The sequence below is a fragment of the Streptomyces purpurascens genome, assembly GCF_045040895.1.
Taxonomy (GTDB): domain Bacteria; phylum Actinomycetota; class Actinomycetes; order Streptomycetales; family Streptomycetaceae; genus Streptomyces; species Streptomyces purpurascens.
This window is the reverse complement of sequence record NZ_CP108341.1, coordinates 403562-428641: the sequence shown is the minus strand read 5'-3', so window position 1 is coordinate 428641 and position 25080 is coordinate 403562. Positions and strand designations below refer to the sequence as shown.

Sequence of the window (25080 nt, the reverse complement as noted above, 5' to 3'; positions counted from 1 at the left end):
ATCCACAGAGCCCTGTGTGACGGCTGACCGGCACGTCCGACCCGCCCGTCACGTGCTGGGCACAGCCGCCTCTCCCGCGTCCAGGACCAGCACCGCGACGTGCAGGGACGTCCGCTGCAGGCCCGATTCCAGGTCGCAGCCGAGGAGCCGTTCGATGGTGTGGAGGCGCTGGTAGTACGCCTGCCGGGACATGCCGGCCCGCTTCGCGGCGACCGACTTGTTCCCCGCTGCCGTCAAATAGGCGCGCAGTGCGGGGAGCAGGTCGCCGCTGTTGCGGTCATCGTGCTCGATGAGGCGGATCAGCTGCCGTTCCGCGTACCGCTGGAGGCGGGTGTCCTCCCTCAGCACGCCCAGGAGTTCGGGGAGTTCGACGTCGGCGGGGACGTAGAACCAGCGCTCGGGTGAGGCGGGCGTGATGGCCTCGGCCGTCTGCTCGGCCTCCTGCCACGACCGGGCGATCCCGGAGAGGTCGGTCACGCCGGGGCCGACGGCGACCACGGCCTCCGGGCCGAGTTCCTCGCGTGCGAGGCGGCCGATCCGCTCGGCGACCGGCTGCCAGGCGCTGGCCTGCGCCAGCGCGAGGAGCACGCCGATCCGGCCCGGGGCCGTCTCACCGGTCAGGGCGCGAATGCCGGTCTGGGCCAGCGCCTTCGCGATCCGTTCGTCGAGGTGCTCGTCGTGGCCGGTGTGCGTGTGGCGGATGACCACGGCGAAGAGGCGGTGTCCGAAGGCCGGCAATCCCAGGGCCTCGGCGCGGGCGCGGGCGTCGGCGGGGGACCGGAAGCGCCTTTCGTACAGGTCTCGCAGCACGGAGCGGTGGGCCCGGCGCTCCCACCAGGCCGGCCCGGCCAGGCGCGCCATGGTCAGCGCGACCGCGGCGCGCTCCAGGACCAGGACGTGTTCCGGGTCGGGCTCCGCGTTCAGCCGGCCCTCCAGCAGGACCAGCCGTCCCCACGGCCCGTGGGGGTCTTGCACGGGCGCGATCAGCCACCCCTCCGGGCCGCTCGGCGTGATCTTCTCCAGGGTCGGCGCGGCCCGGGAACGCCGGGACCAGGCGGACACCACCGGCTCGTACGGCCGGCCGAGCAGTTCGCACATGAGGACCCGGTGGGTGAGGTCCTCCAGCACCACGGGGGCGCCGGTGAGCTCCGCGGTGGTGTGCACCAGCTCCTCCGGGCCCGCGCCCCGCAGCGTCAGGGCGGTAAAGATGTCCTGGATGTCCCTCCCGCGACGCAGCAGGGCCCCCTGGCCGTCGAGGATGAGCGCGTGCACCGTCTGCGTGACGTCGATGAACCGGACACCACGGGCCAGCTCGACCAGCGGCACCTCACGGGCACGGCAGGCCGCCACCAGCTCCTCGGGCACCTTCCGGTACCGGTGACCGAGTTCCACGATCAGGCCGGCGGCGCCGACATCGGCGAGCTGGTCGACGTAGTCACGCAGCTCGGAAGCGTCCTCGGGATACGGCATGCCGGTCGTCAGCACCAGTTCACCGCCCTCGAGGAAGTCGGCGGGATTGAGCAGTTCGGTGACATGTACCCAGCGCACCGCACGGTCGAGGTGCGATTGACCGGCCAGGACGCGCGGCATCCCTTCGACGAGTACAGGCAGTCGCAGAACCTCCTCGATGGTGAGGAAATGTCTGGTTGCGGGACGTCTGGGCGGCATAGGGGGTGCTTTCTCACGGGGGGTCGGGGGTCACCTTCGCACCGGCCACTCACCGTGACAAGAGGGGGAAGAGTTCTTTCCGAACCTTGTCCGTCGCCGTGACAGACCGTCTCAAGAAGGCTCCAAGGTGGAACAGAGTGTGGGTTGACCTGCGTGTTCACCCGGGTCGAGAGTGAACGCCATCCCCAGCGGGGCACGGACGGGAAGCGTCCGCTCAGTGTCCGCACGGTGCTGGGACACGACTGCCACCCAGACCGCACCCGGCGAAAGGAACGACTTCATGCGCATCCCGAAGCGCGTCGCCGTGATCGGTGCCGGCAGCATGGGCAGCCAGGTCATGTGGCGACTGGCCGCGCGCGGAGCCGGGGTCATCGGCTACGACCGGTATGCGCCGGGGCACGACCGCGGCGCGGCCGGAGGCGAGACCCGCATCTTCCGCGCCGTGCACCTCGGTGACCCCGGGTACATTCCGCTGCTGCGGCTCGCCGACCGCATGTGGGACCGGCTCCAGCGCGAAACCGGCTTCCCGCTGCGACGCCGCAGCGGATGCCTGGTGATGGGCGAATCCGCGTCGCCGTCCATGCGCCTCCTCCTCTCCGCCAGCTCCACCCACCGGCTGGATCACGAGGTACTGGACCGGGAGGAACTCGCCCGCCGCTACCCGCAGCACCGCCTCCCGGACGGACACACCGCCGTCCTCGACCGGAGGGGCGCCATCATCAGGCCCGAGGCGTCGGTCCAGGCCGCCGCCACCCGCGCCGAGCAGCTGGGCGCCCGGCTGCACCGCTACACCCCGGTGCGAGAGATCGCGCCCGCGGCAGGCGGCGGGGTGCACATCGTCACCGACCAGGGCACGGACCACGTGGACACCGCTGTGGTGACCGTGGGCCCCTGGATCAACACCCTGCTCCCGGACCTTCCGCGGGCGGTCGACGTCCGCCGGCTGATCAGCTCCTGGCACCTCCCCGCCCGCCACGACTGGTTCGCCGGCGGCGCCCCCGCCTTCGTACGCAGCACACCCCACGACTGCTACGGACTCCCGTCGCCCGACGGCATCTCCGTCAAGCTGGGCCTCTCTCTCGCACGCTATCTGCCCGTACCCGACCCCGAACTCCTCGACCGCACGGTCCGCCCGGAGGAACTCGCCACCTTCCGCGAGCTCATCGCCGAGCTGATGCCCGATCTGAACCCCGACCCCATCAGGCTGTCGGTCTACATGGAGGGCTACACCGCGTCCGGCAATCCGCTCGTCGGTCACCTCCCCGGCGAGGACGACATCATCGTCATGGCCGGCTTCTCCGGCAGCGGCTTCAAACTCTCGCCCGCCATGGGAGAGATCGCCGCCGACCTGGCCCTCGACGGCACCACGGACCATCCCGTCGGCTTCCTGGCGCCGGCCGGAGCCGGCGCCGTCTGACCCGAAGTCACCTCGCCCACGCCGTGGGGAAGTCCGTCACAGCTGTGCCGGAAAAACAATGACAAATACTGAATCACTCCCTGTTCCTGCAGCAAAGAATTGGAGCCCTTCCATGAGCGAACCCTCGTTCCGTCCGAAGTACGTCTCGTTCGACTGCTACGGCACGTTGATCGAGTACCCGATCACCCCCATCACGCGTGAGCTGGTCGGCGACCAGATCCCCGCCGAGCAGTGGGACCAGTTCGTGAGGGAGTTCCGGGGCTACCGCTACGACCAGGTCCGCGGCCGGTACTACGCCTACGAGCAGGTGCTGCAGGACTCCTTCGAGCGGGTGTGCCGCAAGTGGGGTCTGAAGGCGGCCCCGGACGCGGGCAAGCGGTTCGCCGACGGCGTCCGCAGCTGGGGACCACACGCCGACGTGCCGGAGCCGCTGAAGAAGATGGGTGAGCACTACAAGCTGGTGATCTTCTCCAACGCCGACGACTCCTTCCTCGAGGAGAGCGTGCCCCGGCTCGGCGCGGACTTCCACGCGGTGTACACGGCGGAGCAGGCCGGCTACTACAAGCCCCGCTACGCCGCCTTCGAGTACATGCTCGACCAGCTCGACGCGTCCCCCGAGGACTTCGTGCACGTCTCCTCGCACACCCGCTACGACCTGATGCCGATGCACGACATGGGCTTCCGCAACCTGATCCTCCTGGACCGGGGCTACGACCCGGTGACCCACGGCTACGACTACGTGCCGGTGAAGTCCCTGGACGAGGTCAACCGCATGCTCGGCATCTGACCTCCCACCCCCTCCGCCCGGGACCCGTGCGTCCCCGCGGCACGGATTCCCCGTACCCCCAGCGATCTCCAGGAGGCTCTGCCATGGAAGACAACCGGATAGGACGCAGAACCGTACTCCGCACCGCAGGTGCTCTGGCCGCCGCCACGGCAGTGACCGGATGCGGCACTCTCATGGGCTCCGGCGGAAGCCGCAGCTCTTCGGGTGGCGGCGGCGAGAAGAAGATCGTCGTCAGCAACAGCGGTGGCGCCTACAACGACGCTCTCACCAAGGCGATCTACGAGCCGTTCGCCAAGGAGACCGGCATCACGGTCACCACGGTCAACTACCAGTCCGCGCAGATCATCGCCCAGGTCAGGCAGGGCCGGCCGCAGGTCGACCTGATGGACAACACCCTGCTGATCTTCCAGAAGATGGCCCGCCTGGACTGTCTGGAGGCGGTGGACCACGACCGGCTGAAGAGCCTCAAGGGCGCCGGGATCGCGGAGCACCAGCTGCCCGAACACGCGGTCGGCAAGAACGTCTGGGCGAGCCTGATGGCCTACCGCACGGACAGTCTGCAGCGCGCGCCGAAGAGCTGGGCCGACTTCTGGAACACCCACTCCTTCGCCGGTCCGCGCTCCCTGCAGAGCGCTGAAGCCGACTACCCGGAGCTGGAGTTCGCGCTGCTGGCCGACGGGGTGCCGCTGGACAAGCTGTACCCGCTCGACCTGGACCGGGCGTTCGCCTCGATGTCACGGATCCGCGGCGAGGTGAAGAAGTTCTGGAACACCGGCGCCCTCCCGGCGGTGCTGCTGGGCCGCAAGGAGGTCGTCATGACCAGCCTGTGGAGCGGCCGCGCGGACGAGCTGATCAAGCAGGGCGTGCCGGTCGCCTACCAGTGGAACGGCGCCCGGCGGCTCACCAACGGCTGGGGCATCCCGAAGGGCGCGGACAACACAGAGGCGGCCTACAAGCTGATCGACTTCTCCCTGCGTCCCGAGGTGCAGGCGGCGTTCGCCAGGCTCTTCCCGCAGGGCCCGGTCGTCCCCGCCGCCACCAAGCTGCTCTCGGACGATGTCCTGGCCACGCTGCCGACCTCGCCCCAGAACCTCAAGACCGGGTTCGACACCGATGTGGCCTGGTGGGACAAGAACCTGGAGGCGGTCACCAAGCGCTGGCGGGAGTGGGCCGATGCCTGAGCGGACCAGACTCCTCGCTTCGGCCCTGGCCCCGGGGTCCAACTCGCCGACCGGTAAGCCGTTGTCCGTGACGGGGCTGCGGAAGTCCTACAGCGGGACGACGGTGGTCGACGGCGTGGACATGGAGATCGCGGCCGGTGAGTTCGTCACCTTCCTCGGCTCCTCCGGTTCCGGCAAGACCACCACGCTGATGATGCTCGCCGGGTTCACCGAACCCGACTCGGGCAGCATCACCGTCGACGACCGGGACATCACCAAACTCAACCCCGGAAAGCGCGACTTCGGTTTCGTCTTCCAGCAGTACCTGCTCTTCCCGCACATGACGGTCGCGGAGAACGTCGCCTTCCCCCTCCAACTGCGCGGGGTGCCCAAGGCGGAGATCCGCCGCCGCGTGGGCGAGACCCTGGAGGCGGCAGGCCTGTCGAAGTTCGCCGGCCGCAAGCCCCGTCAGCTCTCCGGTGGTCAGCAGCAGCGCGTGGCCCTGTGCCGAGTGCTGGTCTACCGCCCGCCGATCGTGCTGATGGACGAACCGCTGGGCGCGCTGGACAAGAAGCTGCGCGACCAGATGCAGACCGAGATCAAGTCCATTCAGCGTGAACTCGGTCTGACCGTCATCTACGTGACACACGACCAGGAGGAGGCGCTGGTCCTGTCGGACCGGATCGCCATCATGAAGGACGGCCGCATCGAGCAGTTCGACACCCCCCGTGGCCTGTTCGAACGCCCCTGCACCCCGTTCGTGGCCGACTTCCTCGGCGCCGCCAACTTCCTCACCGGCAAGGTCGAGGACGGTGGGGAGGACGGCTGCACCCGGGTACGGCTGGACTCCGGCGGCGTGCTCACCGCCCGCCCCCACCCCTGCGTGCCCGGACAGAGCGTGCGCGCCGCGGTGCGGCCGGGCAAGCTCCGCCTGGTCAGCGCCGAGGAGAGCTGCTGTACGGGCACGGTCGAGACGGCCGTCTACGTCGGCTCGCTGACCCGGATCACGGTCCGTCTGGACGGTGCCGCTCCGGGAACGCCGCCGCTGCGGATCGAGACCGCCGGCGTCCCGCCGCGCACGGGCGAGCGGGTCTGTGTCACCGCAGACCGGGACGATGTCAGCGTCTTCGACGCCACGGACGGGGGGTGAGCCGTGGCCGGCACCGCTGTCGCACCCACCAAGGTGCGTGTGAAGTCGTCCGCGAAGCGCGGACACCGCTCCCGCATCGCCCTGGTCAACGCCGTCCCCGTCACGGTGTTCCTGCTGGTGCTGTTCGTCTACCCGATCATCGGCGTGCTCTCCCTCAGCCTGGAGGGCGACAGTGGCGGCTTCACCCTCCACTGGTACACCGACGCCCTCAGCGGCGTGAACCTGTCCGTGCTGGTCTCCACCCTGCGGATCTCCGCCGAGACCGCGCTGCTGAGTCTGCTGGTGGGTTTCGTCCTGGCGCATGCCATCACCCGGATGCGGCCCGTCTTCGCCGCCCTGGCCATGCTGATCGTGGTCGTGCCGCACTTCATCAGCGCTCTGGTCCGCACCTACGGCTGGATCATCATGCTCGGTGAGCACGGCCTCATCAACACGCTGGCCACCTCGCTGCACGCGCCGGGCGCACCGTACTCGCTGCTGTACAACGAGACCGGTGTGGTCATCGGCACCACCTCCGTCATGCTCCCCTACACCGTCCTGGTGCTGCAGGGCGTGATGCGGGGCGTCGACGGCCGGCTCCTGGCCGCAGCGGCAGGCTTCGGCGCGACACGGTTGACGATCTTCCGCCGTATCTACCTGCCGCTCGTGGCGCCCGGTATCGGCACGGCGGGTCTGCTCAGCTTCATCCTCTGCCTGGGCTACTACATCACCCCCGCCCTGATGGGCGGCGACCAGCAGACCGTCGTCGCGGCGCTGATCGATCAGCAGGTGATGAAGCAGGACCAGTGGAACTCCGCCGCCGCCTTCGGCGTCATCCTGCTGCTGCTCACCTTCGCCGGGCTGGGCGTGCTCGGCCTGGCCAAGCTCCGCCGCACCAAGGCACACGCACGAAGGAGCGGCTCATGATGGAACTGCCCCCCACCCGGGCCGGACACATCGGCCGCGCCCTCAGCGCCACCGCCATCCTGCTCTTCCTGGCCCTGCCCATCGTCATCATCCTGGTCACCTCCTTCGGCGCCGACGGCATCGGCACCTTCCCGCCCGAGGAGTACAGCGCCCGCTGGTACGAGCAGATGGCCGCGCCCGGCGGCAACTGGGCCACCTCCATCGCCCTGTCCAGCCTCATCGCCTCCCTCACCACCGTGTTCTCCCTCATCCTGGGAGTCACCGCGGCGACCGCCCTCGCCCGAGGCCGGCTCCCGCTGCACGCGGCGGTCTACGGTCTGGTCCTGGCCCCGATGCTCATCCCCCAAGTGGTCATCGCACTCGGCCTGTTCCTGTTCTTCGAACCGGCCGGCATGCTCGGCAGCCCCCTGGCCATCGCGCTCGGCCACACCGTGCTCGCCGTACCGGTGGCGATCCTCATCATGATCTCCACCCTGAAGGGCATCGACGAACGACTCGAAGACGCCGCCGCCAGCATGGGGGCCGGCCGGATGACCATCGCCCGGCGCATCACCTTCCCCCTGGCCACACCCGGCCTCATCGCCGCAGCGGTGTTCTCCTTCATCACCAGCTTCGACGAGTTCTTCATCGCCCAGTTCCTGTCCACCCCCGACACCCGCACCCTGCCGGTCCTGGTCTTCAACGCCCTGCAGTTCGACGTCGACCCCACCGTCACAGCGGTCAGCGCCGTCCTCATCGCGCTCGCCATCCTCGCCCTCGCCCTGGTCGCCCTCGTCCGCAAACTCGGCGGGCACCGCAACGGCCAGAACGTCCTCCCCGTCGAACCCCTCACCTGAGCCTCGCGCGGGCACGGGCCGCGCTACCGCTGACAGCGCCGTCAGCCGGGCCCCTGATGGTGCCCGGCAGATCCCGCCCCGAACACTTTCCCGCAGGAGACCCGAAATGAAGACGATCCCGTACTGGGTGGAAACCGCCGGGATGTTCCCCGACCGGTCCGGCAAGCCACTGACCGAGGACACCGACCTGGTGGTCATCGGCGCCGGCCTGACGGGTCTGTCCTCCGCCCTCCACTCCGCCCGCAAGGGCGCCCGTGTCACCCTTGTCGAGAAGAGCCAGATCGGTTCCGGGGCCTCCGCGCGCAACGGCGGCATGGCGAACCTGGGCTTCACGATCGGCGTTAGCCAGGCCATCCGCCGGTACGGACTCGAACGCGCCCGCGAGATCTACAACTCCTACGGCGAGGCCGTGGACACCGTCGAGCGGCTCGTGAACGAGGAGTCCATCGACTGCCAGTTCCGTCGCGTCGGACGCCTGGGCGTCGCATCCCGCCCCGCGCACTTCGAGGGCAAGAAGGCCCAACAGCGCGATCTGGCCAAGTACTTCGGACACGAGACCACACTGATCGGCAGGTCCGAGCTGCGTTCCGAGATCGGATCCGACGCCTACCACGGCGGCCTGCTCGACCCGTTGAGCGCGGCACTGCACGTCGGCCGCTTCGTGCGCGGCATGGCCGAGGCGTGCGAACGCACCGGTGTCGAGATCCACGAGCGCAACGCGGCCATCGGCGTACGGCGTACCGCCGCCGGCCGTTTCGAGGTCAGCACCGAGCGCGGTGTGATCCGCGCCGGACAGGTCATGATGGCCACCGACGCCTACACCGACAAGAACTTCCCGTGGCTGCGCCGCCGGCAGGTCTGCCTGGGCAGCTTCATCATCGTGACCGAGCCGCTCGGCGAGGAACTCGCCCGGGACATCATCCCGAAGGCCCGCCTCATCGTCGACTCCAACCAGGTCTGCCACTATTTCCGGCTCACCCCGGACAACCGGCTGCTGTTCGGCGGCCGCGCCCGCTTCGCACCGTCCGACCCCACCTCGGACAAGAAGAGCGGACAGGTCCTGTTCCGTGAGATGTGCGAGATCTTCCCCCAACTCGCCCGGACGAAGGTCGAGTACGTGTGGGGCGGCTCGGTCGGCTTCGCGATGGACCGCATCGTGCACGCCGGGCAGACCGAGGACGGCGTCTACTACTCCCTGGGATACGCGGGCCACGGCGTGCAGATGGCCACGCACATGGGGCAGGTCATGGCCGAGGTGATGGACGGCCACCCCGAGGTCAGCCCGGTTCGCGACCTGGCGCCGCCCCGCATCCCGCTCTACAACGGCACCGCCTGGTTCCTGCCCTTCGCGGGCGCCTACTACAAGACGCTGGACCGCATCCGCTGACCGGTCGGCAGCACCTCAACCCGTACAAGGAGACGCCCAAGATGACTGTCGTCCGTGATGTTCCCAAGCAGTTGTACATCGGCGGTCGCTGGCAGGACGCCGAGTCAGGCCGGACCCTGTCGATCGACAACCCCGCCACCGGTGAGGAACTGTGCCGGGTCGCCGACGCCTCTCCCGCCGACGGCCGGCGTGCCGTCGAGGCGGCTGTCGCCGCGCAGGCCGCCTGGGCCGCTACCCCGCCCCGCGTGCGCAGCGAGATCCTGCGGCGCGCCTACGACATCATCATCGCGCGCACCGAAGACCTCGCCCTGCTGATGACCCTGGAGATGGGCAAACCCCTGACCGAGGCCCGTGCCGAAGTCGCCTACGGCGCCGAGTTCTTGCGCTGGTTCTCCGAGGAGGCTGTCCGTATCGACGGCGGCATGATGACCGCCCCCGACGGCAGGAATCGCCTGCTGGTCACCCGCCGGCCCGTCGGCCCCTGCCTGTTGATCACTCCGTGGAACTTCCCCCTGGCCATGGGCACTCGCAAGATCGGTCCCGCCATCGCCGCCGGCTGCACCATCGTCCTCAAGCCCGCACCCCAGACCCCCCTGTCCTCCCTCGCCCTGGCCGCGATCCTCAAGGAAGCCGGCCTGCCGGACGGCGTCCTCAACGTCGTCACCACCACCGACGCCGCCGGCGTCGTCGAACCCCTGCTGCGCGGCGGGCAGATCCGCAAGCTCTCCTTCACCGGCTCCACCCGGGTGGGCCGCATCCTCCTGGCCCAGTGTGCGGACACCGTGGTGCGCACCTCCATGGAACTGGGCGGCAACGCACCTCTCATCGTCTTCGACGACGCCGACCTCGACACAGCTGTCGAGGGCACCATGGTCGCCAAGATGCGCAACATGGGCGAGTCCTGCTGCGCCGCCAACCGCATCTACGTCCACACCTCCCTCGCCGAGGAGTTCGCCACCCGTCTCGCCTCCCGCATGGCCGCCCTGAAGGTCGGTCCCGGCACCGAAGCGGGCGTCCACGTCGGCCCCCTCATCGACAACGCCGGCCGCAGCAAGGCCCATGACCTGGTACGCGACGCCATCAAGCGCGGAGCGAAGGTGCTCACGGGCGGCGAACTCCCGGACGGGCCGGGCTGCTTCTACCCGCCCACCGTGCTCACCGATGTTCCCGCCGAGTCCGCGATCATCGACACCGAGATCTTCGGCCCCGTCGCGGCCCTCGTCACCTTCGACACGGAGGACGAGGCCATCGACGCCGCCAACGACACCGAATTCGGCCTGGCCGCCTACCTGTTCACGCAGAACCTCGACCGCGCCCTGCGCGTCGGCGAACGCCTCGAAAGCGGCATGATCGGCCTCAACACCGGCCTCGTCTCCAACCCCGCCGCCCCCTTCGGCGGCGTCAAGCAGTCCGGGCTGGGCCGCGAAGGCGGACGCGTCGGCATCGACGAGTTCCTCGAGTACAAGTACATCGCCGTCCCGACCGGAGCCTGACATGCCCGACCGCCTCGTCGTCCTCTACCGGGGCAACCGGCCACCCGCCACAGCACTCATCGAACGGCTCGCGGACACGGTCTACGCGACCGAGGAGGAGCTGCCCTACCTCCTCCCCGGCGCGGACGCCCTCCTGGCCTGGGTCACCATCACCCCGGCCATCCGCGAAGCCTGGCCGGACAACCCCGACAAGGCACCCCGCTGGGTCCACGCGGCCTCCGCAGGCGTCGACTCCTTCCTCTTCCCCGCCCTCGTCGAGGATCCGGGCGTCGTCCTCACCAACGCCCGCGGCGTCTACGACCAGCCGACCGCCGAATACGTGCTCGGACTGATCCTCGCCCTCGCCAAGGATTTCCCTGGAACCTGGGAACACCAGCAACGGCGCGAGTGGCGTCCGCGTCCCAGTGACAGCATCACCGGACGCACCGCGCTGGTCTGGGGTACGGGGCCCATCGGCAGGGCCGTCGCCCGGCTGTTGCGCGCCGCCGGGATGCTGGTCCGTGGCGCCGGCCGCACGGCCCGTGCCGTCGATCCCGACTTCGGCATGATCCACGGTCCGACCACGCTGCCCTCCGCTCTGGCGGAGGCGGACTACGTCGTCCTGGCCGCGCCCCTCACCCAGGACACCCGGGGCATGGTCGACGCGTCCGTGCTGGCCGCGATGAAGCCGGGGGCGCGACTCATCAATGTCGGCCGGGGCGGACTCGTCGACGAACAGGCACTCGTCGACCACCTCGCCGCCGGCCGGCTGGCAGGCGCCGCCCTGGACGTCTTCGGCCAGGAACCCCTGCCGACGCGGTCGCCTCTGTGGGACATGCCCGGAGTGATGATCTCCCCGCACACGGCGGGCGAGACCACCAGCGAGCGGGAGGCACTCATCGAGGTGTTCCTCGACAACCTCACCCGCCACATCGAGGGCCGCCCGCTCCGCAATGTCGTCGACAAACGTCGCGGGTACGTGGTCGACATGACGCACCCCGCCTGAAAGTGGGGAGCGAACGCCCCTCCGGTGGAGGCCGTGTCACACGGCCTTCTCGCGTCCCAGAACGCTGCCCGTCACCGCCAGCACGGAGAGCACCACCAGCGCCGCGGCCGGACCCAGCACGGTCCAGGGAGCCAGTTCGGCGTACGGCTGGTTCTCCGACAGGAGCCGGCCCCACTCGGGGGTGGGCGGCTGTTCGCCGAGGCCGAGGAAGCCGAGTGAGGCGAGGACCAGGACGGTGGTGGGCAGCCGGAGCAGGGCGTTGCGGAGGAGGGCCGGTAGCACCGCGGGGAGCAGGTGGCGGCGCAGCAGGTGCGTCCGCCCGGCCCCGAGCGCGACGGACGCGGCGATGTGACCGCTCGCGCGTTCCTGTTCGAGCAGGGCGGCGGTCTGGGCGGCGTAGGGGCTCCAGCCGACCGCGCAGACCGCGCAGGCCGCGCCCCACACCGAAGGTCCGGTCACGCCCGCGATCAGCAGCCCCGCGAGGACGGCGGGCAGCGTCGACACGACCTCCGTCGGACCGGCGCTCGCCCGCGGTGCCATGCCCAGCAGGAGTCCGGTGACGGCGCTGAGCATGGTCACGGCGAGGGCGACCCCCGCCGTACGCACCGCCCCGTGGCCCAGCCGGGCCAGCAGATCCCGGCCCAGAGCGTCGGTGCCCAGGGGGTGTTCGAGGGAGGGGGACAGTAGTCGCGCCGTCGTGTCGACCCCCAGGGGGTCGCGCAACAGGCCCGCCGTGACCAGGGCGAGCAGCCCCAGCGCACAGGCCGCGGTGATCCAGCGCAGGGAGCGCGGAGGGATGAGCGGCGGCCGGTGCAGTGCCGGCAGGGCGCCGTCGCGCAGGGGACGGCCGAGGAGCGCGTGGCGCAGGGCCCGGATCAGGACGCCGGCGCTCACGCCGAGCAGGACCAGGGCCAGGGTCGCGGTCTGCAGTACGGGGAGGTCCTGCGCGACGGCGGCCTCCAGGGCGAGCCGGCCGAGCCCCGGGATGTTGAAGATCTTCTCCACGGCGACCGCACCGCCGACCAGGGCGACGACCGTCGGCAGCAGCTGCGGCAGCATGCCGGGCAGGGTGCGGCGCAGCGCGTCGCGGCCGATGTGGCCGGGCGGGAGGCCGACGGCGTAGGCCGTGCGCGCCCACGGTTCGTGGAAGGCGGCGGGCAGCGCCTGGTCGAGCAGCCCGCCCAGCATCGCGCCCGACGGGATGCCGAGGGCGAGCGAGGGCAGCACCATCGACTGCGGCCCCTCCCAGCCGCTGGACGGGAACCACCCCCACCACACCCCGCACACCGTGGCCAGCACCGAGGCGAGCAGGAACTTCGGCAGCGCTGCCAGCACGGCGGCCGACGTACCCGCACGGTCCTGCCGCAGCCGGCGCCGGGAGCCCAGGAACACCGTGCGGGCGCACACCAGCGCCGCCACGACGGCGGTGACCACGAACGCGCCCAGCATCAGCGTCAGGGACACCGAAAGGGCGGTCCCCACCTGCGGCATGACGGCTTCTCCGGACACCCACGAGACGCCCGCGTCCCCGCGCGGCAGGCCGCCCAGCCAGTGCGCGAGATGCACGAGCGGCCCTTCGTCCAGTCCCAACTGCTCCCTTACGACGGCCAGTTCGGCCGACGTCGGGTTCTGGTCGGCGGAGCGGGCGCGCAGCACCGTGCGGGCCGGGTCCGCGCCGGTCAGCCACGGCAGCAGTGCCACCGCTCCGAGCAGCGCGACTCCGGAGAGCACACGGCCGGCCGCCGCCGGCCAGGGGGACAGGCGGGCGGCCGGGGCGTGGGCGACACTCATACGGGCTACTTGACGCGCGTGTCGACGTCGACGAGGGAGCGCTCGCGCGGGTCGAGGATCACGCCCTCGACATCGGCCGCGATGCCCTGCACGGCCTGCTCGTGGACCAGCGGCAGCACGGCGTCGGTGCGCAGGATCTCCGCCTCCGCCTTCATGATCTTCTCCTGGCGGCGCTCCGTGTCGCGCTCCGCGGCGGCGGCCCGGATGGCCTTGTCCACGTCTGCGTCCTTCAGGCCGGGGATGTTGTAGACGCCCTCGCTGGTGAAGTCGCTGGCGAGGTAGTCGACCGCGTCACCGGTGTCGAGGAGCGTCACCCGGGAGAAGACCAGGGCGTCGTACTTGCCCGCGAGGAGGTCGGCCTCCATCTGCGTGTACTCGCGCACGTCCTGCTTCACCGTGAACCCGGCCTTCTCCAGCTGCTGCTGGAGCACGGTCGCGGCCTCCGGAAGCTCTGCCCGGTTGGTGTAGGTGGCCAGCCGCAGGGTCCTGCCGTCGGCCTTTGACTTCACCCGGGCGCTGGTCGCGGCCTCGGCGCGGCCGGTCACCATCACACGCCGGTCGGCGGCCCAGGGGACGGCGGGTCCGAACAAACCCTTGGCCGGGTCGGCGTAGCCGCCGAAGACGGAGTCGACCAGAGCGGAGCCGTCGACGGCCTCGCGGGCGGTGGCGCGCAGCCCGGCGTCGGTGAACAGGCCGCCGCCGGTGTTGAGGATCAGGCTGTCGGTGCGTACGGAGGGCACTTCGTGCCGGGTGCCCTCGGTGAGCAGCTTCGCCTGGGCGGTGGGGATCCACTCGGCGATGTCGGCCTCGCCGCCGCGCAGGGCGTTGGCGCGGGCCGTGCCGTCCGCGATCCAGCTGACGTCGATGCCCGGCGCCTTCGCCTTGCCGCCCCAGTAGCCGTCGAAGCGGGTGAGCGTCGCCTTGGCCTTGCCGCTCAGCCGGGTGATCTCGAACGGGCCGGTGCCGGTGCCGACCGGGCTGACGGCGCCGTCCTTCGCGTACGCCTTCGCCGAGAGGATCGCGAGTGCGGGGCTGGCCAGCCGCAGCGGCAGCACCGGGTCGGGCGACTTGGTGGTGAGGGTGACGGTGTCGGCGTCCTCGGCCTTCGCGGTGAGGGCCACGTCGCTCAGGACACGGGGCTTGGGCTTGGCACGGCCCGCGTGGTCGAGTGCGTCGACGACGGACTGGGCGGTGAGATCGGTGCCGTCCTGGAACGTGGCCTCGCGCAGTTCGAAGGTCCAGGTGGTGTCGCCGTCCTGCTTCCAGGACTTCGCCAGCGCGGGCTTGGCTGTGCCGTTCCTGTCGAGGGCGGTGAGGCCCTCGGCGACGGACAGCTTGCTCAGCACGGTGGCGTCGTTGCTGTACGGGGACAGCGCCTGCACCGGCGGTACGGCCAGCGCGACCCGCAGTCGACCACCCGATCCCGCTCCGGCGCCCTCGCCGCTGTCGCTCGGTGCGAAGCAGCCGGCCAGCAGAGGGGTGAGAGCGAGTGCCGCTATGAGACCGCGGGAGGTGGTGCGCATGTCGAGTCCTGTCGTGCGGGAGGCCGGGCATGCCGCTGCGGCCCGCTGCGGGCGTGATCGGCGCCGTCAGCCTATAAGGGGAGCCTTACCAAACCTTTAACCGGGTGGGTGAAATCTCAACGACTGGACAGTGTTGCGGGTGTTCCCGCGGTGTCGACCTGTTGTTCGAGCTGTGTCATCGTGGGCGCCGGGCGGAGGTGAGGCGCATGACCGGCGCGGACCCGGGGCTGTTCACTCCTGATTCGGTGACCTGGCAGATGCACGGCGACCCGATGATGTGGATCGCCGGCATCCGGGCGCTCTACCTCCAGGCCCTGCACCCGCGCGCCGTACGCGGCGTCATGCAGAACTCCGACTTCCGCCGGGACGCCTGGGGCCGGCTGATGCGCACCGCGAACTTCGTCGGCACGACGACCTACGGCACCACCGAGGCGGCCGAGCGGGCGGGCGCCCGCGTCCGGAAGATCCACCGCATGCTGACGGCGACCGACCCGGACACCGGAGAGCGCTACGGCGTCGACGAACCCGACCTGCTCCGGTGGGTCCACTGCGCCGAGATCGACTCCTATCTGCACGTGCTGCGCGGGTCCGGGTTCCGGCTCACCGACGCCGAGGCCGACCGCTACATCGGCGAACACCGGCAGAGCGCACGCCTGGTGGGACTCGACCCGGGCACCGTACCGGCCGACCGGGCCGAGCTGGCCGCCTACTTCGAGAAGGTGCGCCCGGACCTGGCCGGCGGACCCGAGGCACGCGAAGTGGACGACTTCCTCCTCCACCCGCCGACGCACCCGCTCCTGGTACCGGTGCGGGAGGTGCTGTGGCGGCGCGTGGCACAACTGGCGTACGCCTCTCTGCCGCCGTACGCCCACGAGTTGTACGGCAGACCGGCCCCCACACCCGCCACCGCAGCCCGGCAACTGCGCCTCACAGGTCTCCTGTTGCGCCGGGTTCCCGCACGTCTGCGGTGGCAACTCCCGCCCAAACACATCCTGCGCGCCATGGCGAGGCTCGGCCCGGACGCGCGCCCGGCACCGTACAAACTCGGACGATAGGCCGCCATACTGAGTGGGCCATGGGAGGAGCGGGCGAACAGCTACCGGGGGGAGCGTCGCGCGACATGGGGGAGACCAGGCTCATCCACGGCCGATACCGGCTGCTCGATCTGATCGGGCGCGGCGGCATGGGGGAGGTGTGGCGGGCACGGGACGAGTCCCTGGGCCGGCACGTCGCCGTCAAGTGCCTCAAACCGCTGGGCCCCAACCACGACCACGCCTTCACCCGCGTGCTGCGGGAGCGGTTCCGGCGTGAGGCCCGGGTGGCCGCCGCGCTCCAGCACCGGGGCATCACCGTCGTGCACGACTTCGGCGAGTCGGACGGCGTCCTCTACCTCGTCATGGAACTGCTGGACGGCCGCAATCTCAGCCAGCTCCTGGAGGACAACAAGCAGCACCCGCTGCCGGTCGCGGACGTCGTGGAGATCGCCGAGCAGGTCGCCGCGGCCCTCGCGTACTGCCACGAGCAGAACATCGTCCACCGCGACCTGAAACCCGCCAACATCGTGCGCCTCGGCGACGGCACGGTGAAGATCTGCGACTTCGGCATAGCCCGCCTCGGCCACGACATCGGCTTCACCTCCCGGCTGACCGGCACCGGCATCGCCATGGGCACCCCGCACTACATGTCCCCGGAGCAGATCAGCGGCACCGAGGTCGACCAGCGCAGCGACCTGTACTCGTTCGGGTGCGTGCTCTACGAGATCGCCACCGGCGTACCGCCGTTCGACCTCGACGACCCCTGGGCGATCCTCGTCGGCCATCGCGACACCCCGCCCCGGCCGCTGCGCGAACACCGCCGCGAAGTGCCCGAGTACCTGGAACGCGTCGTCCTGGACCTGCTGGCCAAGGAACCCGGCCACAGACCCGACGACGCCCGCGAGCTGGCCCGTCGCATCAGCATGCACCGGGCCGCGCCGGCGTATGTCCCGACCGTCCTGGCGGCCCGTCCCGCGCCTGACGCACTGGCGGGAGCGGGCCGGCTGCCGTCCTGGACTCACGGCATGACCACCGGCCACAAGGCGGCCGGCGCCGGGCTGCGCACCACACCGCCGGACCCGGCGGCCGGGCTCTCCGGCGAATGGATCGCCCGGCCCGCCGCCGGCCCCGTCCAGGAACCCGTCCCCGAGGAACGGCCCACCCCGTCCCCGGACGTCCTGAGCGCCCTGGCCGGCCGGCACAACGCGGGCCTGAGCCTCGGCCGGCTCGGCCGCTGGGCGGAAGCGGGGGAGGTGCACCGGGCGGTCGCCGCCGAACGCGAGCACCTCCTCGGCCCCGACCACCCCGACACCCTCGCCAGCCGCTACGAGGTGGCTTTCACCCTCAGCCGCACCGGCCGCGCCCAGGACGCCCTGCGCGAGTACAAGCACGTCACCGAGGCCAGGATCCGCATCTTCGGCGCCGACCACTCCGACACGCTCGCCGCCCGCCAGGAAATGGCGTACGTGCTCGGCCAGTTGGGCCGCCCCTTCGACGCCCACCGGGTGTACACGTCGGTGCTCACCGCGCGGGAGCGCACGATGGGGCCCGACCACCCCGACACCCTGCGCTGCCGGCACAACCTCGCCTTCAACCTCAGCCGCCTCGGCCGCCTGGAGGACTCCTACCGGATGGCCCGCGAGGTGGCCGCATCCCGCGCCCGGGTGCTCGGCCCGGACCACCCCGACACCCTCGTCACCCGCTACGAAGTCGCTTACGCGCTCGGTCAGTTGGGCCGCTGGGTCGAAGCCCTGGAGACCTACCGTGAGGTCGCCGGGGCTCGCGCCCGAGCCCTGGGCCCCGACCACCCCGACACGCTCGCAGCCCGGCACGAGATCGGTATCAGCCTGGGCCGTCTCGGCCGCAGTGCGGAGGCCCTGGACCTCTACCGCGACCTGGCCGAGGACCGTACCCGCGTCCAGGGCCCGACCCATCCCGAGACCCTGCGCGCCCGCCACGGCCGCTGCGTCAACCTCGGACGGCTGGGCCGCTGGGAGGAGGCTCTCGCCGAGTCCCGGGACGTCGGCGCCGCCCGCGAGCGGGTCCTCGGCCCGGACCATCCGGACACCCTGGTCAGCCTCCGCGAGGTCGCCGTCGGCCTGGGGTGGCTGGCCCGCTGGGCCGACGCGCTCACCGAGTACCGGCGCGTGGCCGCCGCCCGCGAACGCGTCCTCGGCGCGGATCACCCCGACACCCTCGCCAGCCGCAACGACGAGGCGCACTGCCTGCAGCAACTGGGCCGCGGCGCCGAAGCCGTGGCGCTCTACCGCCGGGTGGCGGCCCTGCGAGAGCAGCGGGCGTCGGCCGGGCGGTGACACGCGGTGCAACTACGTCTGGCAGCCCGGGAAGACGGTCGGCCCCCGGCCGGGAACCGGCCTGCGCGCGACGACCGCGCACGGCCGGAGTCGGCACCTGGACACCGACTGCTGCCGACGGGCCGACCGCACGCCTCGACACCTGCACCGCAGGGCCCGCCGCGCGGATCGACGCCGACGGCTCGTGAGCCCGCCGCGCGGAGCGCCGCCGACGAGGGAAGAGCCTGTCCCGCCGGATCGACGCCGACGACGGAGGAGCCCGCGGCCCGGACCGACGCCGACGGCCGAGGCCGCCCGCGGCCCGTCCCGACCCCGACGAGGGGAGAGCCCGCGGCCTACCTCGACGCCTCCACCTGGAGGCCCGGCCGCCGTCATCTGGCCGACCCGGATCACCCCGTGTTACGAAGAACCATGACCGCACCCGAGGGACCCCGCGCACACCGGACGTACGACGCCGTCATCGTCGGCGGTGGACACAACGGCCTGGTCGCCGCCGCCTACCTGGCCCGGGCCGGCCGCTCCGTGCTGGTTCTCGAGCAGCTGGACCACACCGGCGGCGCGGCGGTGTCCACCCGGCCGTTCGCCGGGGTCGACGCCCGGCTGTCCCGGTACTCGTATCTGGTGAGCCTGCTGCCCAAGAAGATCGTGCGGGACCTCGGCCTGGACTTCCGCGTCCGCACCCGCACCGTCTCCTCCTACACGCCCGCCGAGCGTGACGGCCGGCCCACCGGGCTCCTCGTCGGCGGCGGCGAACGGCGGACCAGGGAGGCCTTCGCCCGGCTCACCGGCTCGGACCGCGAGTACCGGGCCTGGCAGGAGTTCTACGGCATGACCGGCCGCGTCGCCGAGCGGGTCTTCCCGACCCTCACCGAGCCGCTGCCCACACGGGAGGAACTCCGCGCCCGACTCGACGACGAGCAGGCCTGGCGGACGCTGTTCGAGGAGCCGATCGGTGTCGCGATCGAGGAGCGCTTCGCGGACGACCTGGTGCGCGGCGTGGTCCTCACGGACGCGCTCATCGGCACGTTCGCCGACGCCCACGACCCCTCGTTGAAGCAGAACCGCTGCTTCCTCTACCACGTGATCGGCGGCGGCACCGGCGACTGGGACGTGCCGGTCGGCGGCATGGGCGCCCTCACCGACGCACTGGCCGACACCGCACGCGCCGCGGGCGCCGTCCTCGCCACCGGCCACGAGGCCCTGCGCATCGCCACGGACGGGCGTACGGCCGAGGTCACCTACCGGACGGCCGAGTCCGAGGGCACCGTCGCCGCCCGGCACGTCCTGGTGAACGCCTCCCCGCAGGCCCTGGCGGAACTGACCGGCGACACACCCCCGGCTCCCGCCGAGGGCGCCCAGCTGAAGGTGAACATGCTGCTCAAGCGGCTGCCGATGCTGCGGGACAGCGATGTCGACCCGCGCGAGGCGTTCGCCGGCACCTTCCACATCGCCGAGGGCTACGGCCAACTGGCCACCGCCCACGCCCAGGCCGCCGCCGGTGACCTGCCCGCCGCGCCGCCCTCCGAGATCTACTGCCACTCGCTCACCGACCCGACCATCCTCGGGCCCGACCTGGCCGAGCAGGGCTACCAGACGCTCACCCTCTTCGGGCTGCACACCCCGGCCCGCCTGTTCGAGCGGGACAACGACGCCGTACGCGAAGAACTGCTGAAGTCGACCCTCGCCCAGCTCGACGCACACCTGGCCGAGCCGCTCGCCGACTGTCTGGCCACCGACGCGGACGGGCGGCCCTGCATCGAGGCCAGGACCCCGCTCGACCTGGAGCGGGACCTCGGCCTGCCCGGCGGCAACATCTTCCACCGCGAGCTGAGCTGGCCCTACGCCCAGGACGGCACCGGCCGCTGGGGTGTGGAGACCGGCCATGCGAACGTGCTGCTGTGCGGCGCCGGAGCGGTGCGCGGCGGCGGAGTGAGCGGGGTGCCCGGGCACAACGCGGCGATGGCGGTACTGGAGCAGGAACCCCGGTGACCCCTCAGTCCGCCGACGGCGTCCACCCCACCGCCTGAAGGCGTGACGCGTCCGCCGGGCGTGACTCGTCGAACAGGACGCCGCCCGCCGCCTCGACCCGCAGCCCGTCGACGTAGCACCCGCGCCCGACGTACAGCCGGTCCGTCGCGTACCGCCAGCGCAGGGCCAACCCGCGTGCGGTGGGGAGGTCGGCGGTGAGCCGGTGCCAGGCGCGGCCGGACCAGCCGGTGACCGAGCCCGACGGATGCTGCCGGGGATCCTCGCCCCGGCGGGACGTCGTGAAGGGCACCGGCTGCCAGGTCGTGCCGCCGTCCGTCGTGGCCTCCAGGACCAGGACGTCGGCCTTCGGCTCGGTGTCCCACCACAGCGCGCAGCGCAGCCGTGCCCCGCCGGCGGACGTGTCGAGCGCGGGGAGAGCGAGCGTCGCCGTCGCGGAGACCGCCATCCCGGAGAACCAGGCGCCGCGTCCCCGCACCGGCCGGACCGGCACGGCCCGTGCCAGGTTGTTGGCGGCGGCGACCCGAGGGGCGGACCCGGAACGCCAACTCCGCACCGGGTGCACGGAGTTGCCGAGCACGACGAGGAAGGAGTCGGTCGTCGGGTCGAGCACCAGCGAGGTGCCCGTGAAGCCGGTGTGGCCGGCGGTGCGCGGCGTGGCCATCGCGCCCATGTACCAGTGCTGGTAGAGCTCGAAGCCGAGGCCGTGCTCGTCGCCGGGGAAGGCGGTGTTGAAGTCGGTGAACATGAGCTCCACCGACTCCGGGGTCAGGATCCGCGCCCGCCCGTAGACACCGCCGTTGAGCAGCGTACGGCCGAGGACCGCGAGGTCCCACGCGTCGGAGAACACACCCGCGTGGCCCGCGACCCCGCCCAGGCTGAAGGCGTTCTCGTCGTGCACCTCGCCCCACACCAGGCCCCGGTCCAGGCCGGACCACGGAGGGCGTGCGTCCTCCGTGGCAGCGATCCTCGGCCGCCAGGAGGCGGGCGGGTTGTAGCGGGTGCGGCGCATGCCGAGCGGCGCGGTGATCTCGTCCCGCAGGAGGGTGTCCAGGGAGCGGCCCGTGATCCCTTCCAGCACGAGCTGGAGCGAGACGAGGTTCAGGTCCGAGTAGAGATACGCCGTGCCCGGCGCGCTCACCGGCTTCTCGTTCCAGATGAGCTGGAGCTTCTCCTCGTACGTCGGCGCGCTGTACAGCGGGATCCAGGCGCGGAAACCCGAGGTGTGCGTGAGCAGCTGACGGATCGTGATGTCCTGCTTGCCCGCGCGTGCGAAGTCCGGCAGGTACGAGGCGACCTTCGCCTCCAGCTCCAGCGTGCCCCGCTCGATCTGCTGCACGGCGAGGATCGAGGTGAACAGCTTCGACACCGACGCCAGGTCGAAGACGGTGTCCTCGGCCATGGGGATCTGCTCGTCCGGCGGGAACTCCACACCGGTGTCGGTCTTCTCGTCGTACGCCCGGTAGCGCACCGCCATGCCGAGGGGCCGGTGCAGGGCGACGGTGCCGCCACGCCCGGCGAGCAGGACGGCGCCCGCGTACCAGGGGTGCGCGGGCGAGGGGCCGAGGAACGCCTCGGCGTCGGTGACGAGCCGGCGAAGGTGCGAGGAGAGCAGGCCGGCGTGTGCGGCGGAGCCGTGCCGCAGGGTGGGGTGGTGACGTGTCGCCGGGGCGGCCGCGGCGGGCCCGGCGGGCAGGGAGGCGAGGGCGAGCGCGCCGCCCAACGCCAGGGCCCGTCTGCCCAGTTGCCGCCTGGTCGGTTCAGCAGTCGCCGCTCTGTCCGCCGCTCCCTCGGTCACCGCACGCCCCTTCGCCTCAACCGTCTCGCATGTCCCCGAAAGTATGTCCGCCCCACGCCGCCATGAATCTGACCGAGAATCTGACGGCGTATCAGAAAACCCCTTCCGTCCTCCCGAGGACTCCGGCATCCTGCGCCCATGCAGACGGAGCTGAGCCAGAAACTGGGAGTCGAGCACGCCGTCTTCGGCTTCACGCCGTTCCCCGCCGTCGCCGCGGCCATCAGCCGGGCCGGCGGCTTCGGCGTGCTCGGCGCGGTTCGCTACACCGCCCCCGACGAGCTCAAACGCGACCTGGACTGGATCGAGGCGCACGTGGACGGCCGACCGTACGGCCTCGACGTCGTGATGCCGGCGAAGAAGGTCGAGGGCGTGACCGAAGCCGATGTCGAGGCGATGATCCCCGAGGGGCACCGGCAGTTCGTCCTGGACACCCTCGCCAAGCACGGCGTGCCCGAACTCGCCGAGGGCGAGGCGTCCGGATGGCGGATCACCGGCTGGATGGAGCAGGTCGCCCGCAGCCAGCTCGACGTCGCCTTCGACTACCCGATCAGGCTCCTGGCCAACGCCCTCGGCTCCCCGCCCGCCGATGTCATCGCACGCGCCCACGACCAGGACGTGCTCGTCGCCGCCCTCGCGGGCAGCGCCCGGCACGCCCGCAAGCACAAGGACGCCGGGATCGACGTCGTCGTGGCGCAGGGCTACGAGGCCGGCGGCCACACCGGCGAGATCGCCTCCATGGTGCTCACCCCCGAGGTCGTCGACGCCGTGGCCCCGCTGCCCGTGCTGGCCGCCGGCGGCATCGGCAGCGGACAGCAGGTGGCCGCCGCACTCAGCCTCGGGGCTCAGGGTGTGTGGCTGGGCTCCCTGTGGCTGACCACCACAGAAGCGGATCTCCACTCGCCCGCCCTGACCCGCAAGCTGCTCGCGGCCGGCTCCGGCGACACCGTCCGTTCCCGCGCCCTGACCGGCAAACCAGCGCGCCAGCTGCGCACCGAGTGGACCGACGCCTGGGACGACCCGGCCGGGCCCGGCACCCTGCCCATGCCGTTGCAGGGCCTGCTCGTCGCCGAGGCCGTGTCGCGCATCCAGAAGCACGAGGTCGAACCGCTGCTCGGCACCCCGGTCGGGCAGATCGTCGGCCGGATGAACAGCGAACGGAGTGTCCAAGCCGTCTTCGACGACCTCACCCGCGGCTTCGAACAGGCCGTGGACCGCGTCAACCGCATCGCCGGAAGGAGCGGCCAGTCGTGAGCACACCCGCAGTGGGCTTCTGGGCCCAGGCCACACAGGACCCCGGCCGCACCGTGCTCGTCGCGCCCGACGGCGAGGAGTGGACCGCCGGACGCCTGCACGCCGCCGCCAACCGGCTCGTGCACGGCCTGCGCGCCGCCGGACTGGAACGCGGCGACACCTTCGCCGTGGTCCTGCCCAACAGCGTCGAGTTCCTGACCGCCTATCTGGCCGCCAGCCAGGCCGGGTTCTACCTCGTCCCGGTCAACCACCACCTGGTCGGACCGGAGATCGCATGGATCGTCTCCGACTCCGGCGCCCGGGTCCTCCTCGCCCACGAGCGCTTCGCCGACGCGGCACGCCACGCCGCCGACGAGGCCGGCCTCCCGGCCACCCACCGGTACGCCGTCGGTACGGTCGAGGGATTCCGGCCGTACACCGAACTCCTCGACGCACAGCCCGAGTCGCCGCCCGCCGACCGCACCCTCGGCTGGGTCATGAACTACACGTCGGGCACCACCGGCCGCCCCCGCGGCATCCGCCGCCCCCTGCCGGGGAAGCCGCCGGAGGAGGCATACCTCGGGGGTTTCCTCGGCATCTTCGGCATCCGGCCGTTCGACGACAACGTGCACCTGGTGTGCTCGCCGCTGTACCACACGGCCGTCCTGCAGTTCGCCGGCGCGTCCCTGCACATCGGCCACCGGCTGGTCCTGATGGACAAGTGGACGCCCCGGGAGATGCTCCGCCTCATCGACCGCCACCGCTGCACCCACACCCATATGGTCCCCACCCAGTTCCACCGCCTGCTGGCCCTGCCCGACGAGGAGAAGGACCGCCACGACGTCTCCTCCATGCGGCACGCCATCCACGGCGCCGCGCCCTGCCCCGACCACGTGAAACGGGCCATGCTCGACTGGTGGGGCCCCTGTGTGGAGGAGTACTACGCGGCCAGCGAGGGCGGCGGCGCCTTCGCCACCGCCGAGGACTGGCTGAAGAAGCCCGGCACCGTCGGCAAGGCCTGGCCCATCAGCGAACTCGCGATCTTCGACGACGACGGCAACCCGCTGCCGCCCGGCGAACTCGGCACCGTCTACATGAAGATGAACACCGGCGGCTTCTCCTACCACAAGGACGAGGCCAAGACCCGCAAGAACCGCATCGGCGACTTCTTCACCGTCGGCGACCTCGGCCACCTCGACGAGGACGGCTATCTCTTCCTGCGCGACCGCAAGATCGACCTGATCATCTCAGGCGGCGTCAACATCTACCCGGCCGAGATCGAGTCGGCCCTGCTCGCCCACTCCGCCGTCGCCGACGCCGCCGTCTTCGGCATCCCGCACGACGACTGGGGCGAGGAGGTCAAGGCGGTCGTCGAACCGGCCCCCGGACACCGGCCCGGACCCGCCCTCGCGGCCGACCTCCTCGACCACTGCACACACCGGCTCGCCGGGTACAAGCGGCCCAGGAGCGTCGACTTCATCACCGAGATGCCCCGCGACCCCAACGGCAAGCTGTACAAGCGGCGGCTGCGGGAGCCGTACTGGGAGGGCCGGAACCGACCGGTGTAGACGGCGGTGCGGCTTTGGTCGCGCGGGCGGGCACGGGCGTCATCCT

Annotated in this window: 18 protein-coding genes; 14 read left to right on the top strand and 4 right to left on the bottom strand. The window is 71.4% G+C overall.

Annotation, left to right across the window (positions count from 1 at the left end; translation table 11 throughout):
• Nucleotides 1-48: 48 nt before the first annotated feature.
• Nucleotides 49-1668 carry a PucR family transcriptional regulator ligand-binding domain-containing protein gene (locus OHU35_RS02030; RefSeq protein WP_189725309.1) on the bottom strand — a complete coding sequence of 540 codons (1620 nt, stop codon included), beginning with the start codon at nt 1666-1668 and terminating at the stop codon, nt 49-51.
• A 280-nt stretch (nt 1669-1948) separates the two neighbouring features.
• Between OHU35_RS02030 and solA the strand changes: the two genes are divergently transcribed.
• The 9 genes from solA to OHU35_RS01985 all read left to right on the top strand — a co-directional run bounded on the left by solA (nt 1949) and on the right by OHU35_RS01985 (nt 11789).
• On the top strand, nt 1949-3085 hold the full coding sequence (gene solA, locus OHU35_RS02025; protein WP_189725310.1) for an N-methyl-L-tryptophan oxidase: 1137 nt from the start codon (nt 1949-1951) through the stop codon (nt 3083-3085).
• A 112-nt stretch (nt 3086-3197) separates the two neighbouring features.
• Nucleotides 3198-3872: a haloacid dehalogenase type II gene (locus OHU35_RS02020; protein WP_189725311.1), complete on the top strand. Its 675-nt coding sequence runs from the start codon at nt 3198-3200 to the stop codon at nt 3870-3872.
• 83 nt (nt 3873-3955) lie between these two features.
• Nucleotides 3956-5053 carry an ABC transporter substrate-binding protein gene (locus OHU35_RS02015; protein WP_189725312.1) on the top strand — a complete coding sequence of 366 codons (1098 nt, stop codon included), beginning with the start codon at nt 3956-3958 and terminating at the stop codon, nt 5051-5053.
• Nucleotides 5046-6182, top strand: a complete 1137-nt coding sequence (locus OHU35_RS02010; RefSeq protein WP_189725313.1) for an ABC transporter ATP-binding protein — start codon at nt 5046-5048, stop codon at nt 6180-6182. Before OHU35_RS02015 ends, OHU35_RS02010 begins: the two co-directional genes overlap by 8 nt.
• Before the next feature lie 3 nt (nt 6183-6185).
• The gene (locus tag OHU35_RS02005) at nt 6186-7088 is read left to right on the top strand and encodes an ABC transporter permease (protein WP_189725314.1); all 903 of its coding nucleotides are present in this window, start codon (nt 6186-6188) and stop codon (nt 7086-7088) included.
• Nucleotides 7085-7924, top strand: coding sequence for an ABC transporter permease (locus OHU35_RS02000; RefSeq protein WP_189725315.1), 840 nt, complete (start codon nt 7085-7087; stop codon nt 7922-7924). The genes OHU35_RS02005 and OHU35_RS02000 overlap by 4 nt, the downstream gene beginning before the upstream one ends.
• A gap of 106 nt (nt 7925-8030) precedes the next feature.
• Nucleotides 8031-9311 carry an FAD-binding oxidoreductase gene (locus OHU35_RS01995; protein ID WP_189725316.1) on the top strand — a complete coding sequence of 427 codons (1281 nt, stop codon included), beginning with the start codon at nt 8031-8033 and terminating at the stop codon, nt 9309-9311.
• A 41-nt stretch (nt 9312-9352) separates the two neighbouring features.
• Complete coding sequence (locus OHU35_RS01990) at nt 9353-10804, top strand: NAD-dependent succinate-semialdehyde dehydrogenase (protein ID WP_189725317.1); 1452 nt, start codon at nt 9353-9355, stop codon at nt 10802-10804.
• Nucleotide 10805: 1 nt separating this feature from the next.
• A complete protein-coding gene (locus tag OHU35_RS01985; RefSeq protein WP_189725318.1) occupies nt 10806-11789 on the top strand; it encodes a D-2-hydroxyacid dehydrogenase in 984 nt (327 codons plus the stop codon).
• Nucleotides 11790-11825: 36 nt separating this feature from the next.
• Here OHU35_RS01985 and OHU35_RS01980 read toward each other — a convergent pair whose 3' ends face one another.
• Together OHU35_RS01980 and OHU35_RS01975 are read right to left on the bottom strand one after the other, a co-directional pair.
• A complete protein-coding gene (locus OHU35_RS01980) occupies nt 11826-13580 on the bottom strand; it encodes an ABC transporter permease subunit (protein WP_189725319.1) in 1755 nt (584 codons plus the stop codon).
• A gap of 5 nt (nt 13581-13585) precedes the next feature.
• Nucleotides 13586-15103 carry an ABC transporter substrate-binding protein gene (locus OHU35_RS01975; RefSeq protein ID WP_189725320.1) on the bottom strand — a complete coding sequence of 506 codons (1518 nt, stop codon included), beginning with the start codon at nt 15101-15103 and terminating at the stop codon, nt 13586-13588.
• Between the two features lie 206 nt (nt 15104-15309).
• Here OHU35_RS01975 and OHU35_RS01970 point away from each other — a divergent pair, with 206 nt between their 5' ends.
• The 3 genes from OHU35_RS01970 (at nt 15310) to OHU35_RS01960 (ending at nt 20441) form a co-directional block, all read left to right on the top strand.
• Nucleotides 15310-16158 carry an oxygenase MpaB family protein gene (locus OHU35_RS01970; protein WP_189725321.1) on the top strand — a complete coding sequence of 283 codons (849 nt, stop codon included), beginning with the start codon at nt 15310-15312 and terminating at the stop codon, nt 16156-16158.
• A gap of 65 nt (nt 16159-16223) precedes the next feature.
• Entirely contained in the window at nt 16224-18452 is a 2229-nt protein-coding gene (locus tag OHU35_RS01965; RefSeq protein WP_189725322.1) for a serine/threonine-protein kinase, read from the top strand.
• Nucleotides 18453-18863: 411 nt separating this feature from the next.
• Complete coding sequence (locus OHU35_RS01960; protein WP_405504336.1) at nt 18864-20441, top strand: phytoene desaturase family protein; 1578 nt, start codon at nt 18864-18866, stop codon at nt 20439-20441.
• Nucleotides 20442-20445: 4 nt separating this feature from the next.
• Here the strand turns inward: OHU35_RS01960 and OHU35_RS01955 are convergent, their stop codons facing one another.
• Complete coding sequence (locus tag OHU35_RS01955) at nt 20446-22236, bottom strand: serine hydrolase (protein WP_359894543.1); 1791 nt, start codon at nt 22234-22236, stop codon at nt 20446-20448.
• Nucleotides 22237-22374: 138 nt separating this feature from the next.
• On the opposite strand from OHU35_RS01955, the gene OHU35_RS01950 reads away from it, so the two are divergent.
• Both OHU35_RS01950 and OHU35_RS01945 read left to right on the top strand, forming a co-directional pair.
• Nucleotides 22375-23487: a nitronate monooxygenase family protein gene (locus OHU35_RS01950; protein ID WP_189725325.1), complete on the top strand. Its 1113-nt coding sequence runs from the start codon at nt 22375-22377 to the stop codon at nt 23485-23487.
• Nucleotides 23484-25034 carry an acyl-CoA synthetase gene (locus OHU35_RS01945; protein ID WP_405504334.1) on the top strand — a complete coding sequence of 517 codons (1551 nt, stop codon included), beginning with the start codon at nt 23484-23486 and terminating at the stop codon, nt 25032-25034. Before OHU35_RS01950 ends, OHU35_RS01945 begins: the two co-directional genes overlap by 4 nt.
• The last annotated feature ends 46 nt before the right edge of the window (nt 25035-25080 follow it).

Coding starts and splice junctions, on each gene's coding strand:
- solA (WP_189725310.1), top strand. CDS start 1,949: ATGCGCATCCCGAAGCGCGTCGCCGTGATCGGTGCCGGCAGCATGGGC.
- OHU35_RS02015 (WP_189725312.1), top strand. CDS start 3,956: ATGGAAGACAACCGGATAGGACGCAGAACCGTACTCCGCACCGCAGGT.
- OHU35_RS01990 (WP_189725317.1), top strand. CDS start 9,353: ATGACTGTCGTCCGTGATGTTCCCAAGCAGTTGTACATCGGCGGTCGC.
- OHU35_RS01975 (WP_189725320.1), bottom strand. CDS start 15,103: ATGCGCACCACCTCCCGCGGTCTCATAGCGGCACTCGCTCTCACCCCT.
- OHU35_RS02000 (WP_189725315.1), top strand. CDS start 7,085: ATGATGGAACTGCCCCCCACCCGGGCCGGACACATCGGCCGCGCCCTC.
- OHU35_RS01980 (WP_189725319.1), bottom strand. CDS start 13,580: ATGAGTGTCGCCCACGCCCCGGCCGCCCGCCTGTCCCCCTGGCCGGCG.
- OHU35_RS02010 (WP_189725313.1), top strand. CDS start 5,046: ATGCCTGAGCGGACCAGACTCCTCGCTTCGGCCCTGGCCCCGGGGTCC.
- OHU35_RS01985 (WP_189725318.1), top strand. CDS start 10,806: ATGCCCGACCGCCTCGTCGTCCTCTACCGGGGCAACCGGCCACCCGCC.
- OHU35_RS01995 (WP_189725316.1), top strand. CDS start 8,031: ATGAAGACGATCCCGTACTGGGTGGAAACCGCCGGGATGTTCCCCGAC.
- OHU35_RS01950 (WP_189725325.1), top strand. CDS start 22,375: ATGCAGACGGAGCTGAGCCAGAAACTGGGAGTCGAGCACGCCGTCTTC.
- OHU35_RS01965 (WP_189725322.1), top strand. CDS start 16,224: ATGGGGGAGACCAGGCTCATCCACGGCCGATACCGGCTGCTCGATCTG.
- OHU35_RS02020 (WP_189725311.1), top strand. CDS start 3,198: ATGAGCGAACCCTCGTTCCGTCCGAAGTACGTCTCGTTCGACTGCTAC.
- OHU35_RS01960 (WP_405504336.1), top strand. CDS start 18,864: ATGACCGCACCCGAGGGACCCCGCGCACACCGGACGTACGACGCCGTC.
- OHU35_RS02030 (WP_189725309.1), bottom strand. CDS start 1,668: ATGCCGCCCAGACGTCCCGCAACCAGACATTTCCTCACCATCGAGGAG.
- OHU35_RS01970 (WP_189725321.1), top strand. CDS start 15,310: ATGACCGGCGCGGACCCGGGGCTGTTCACTCCTGATTCGGTGACCTGG.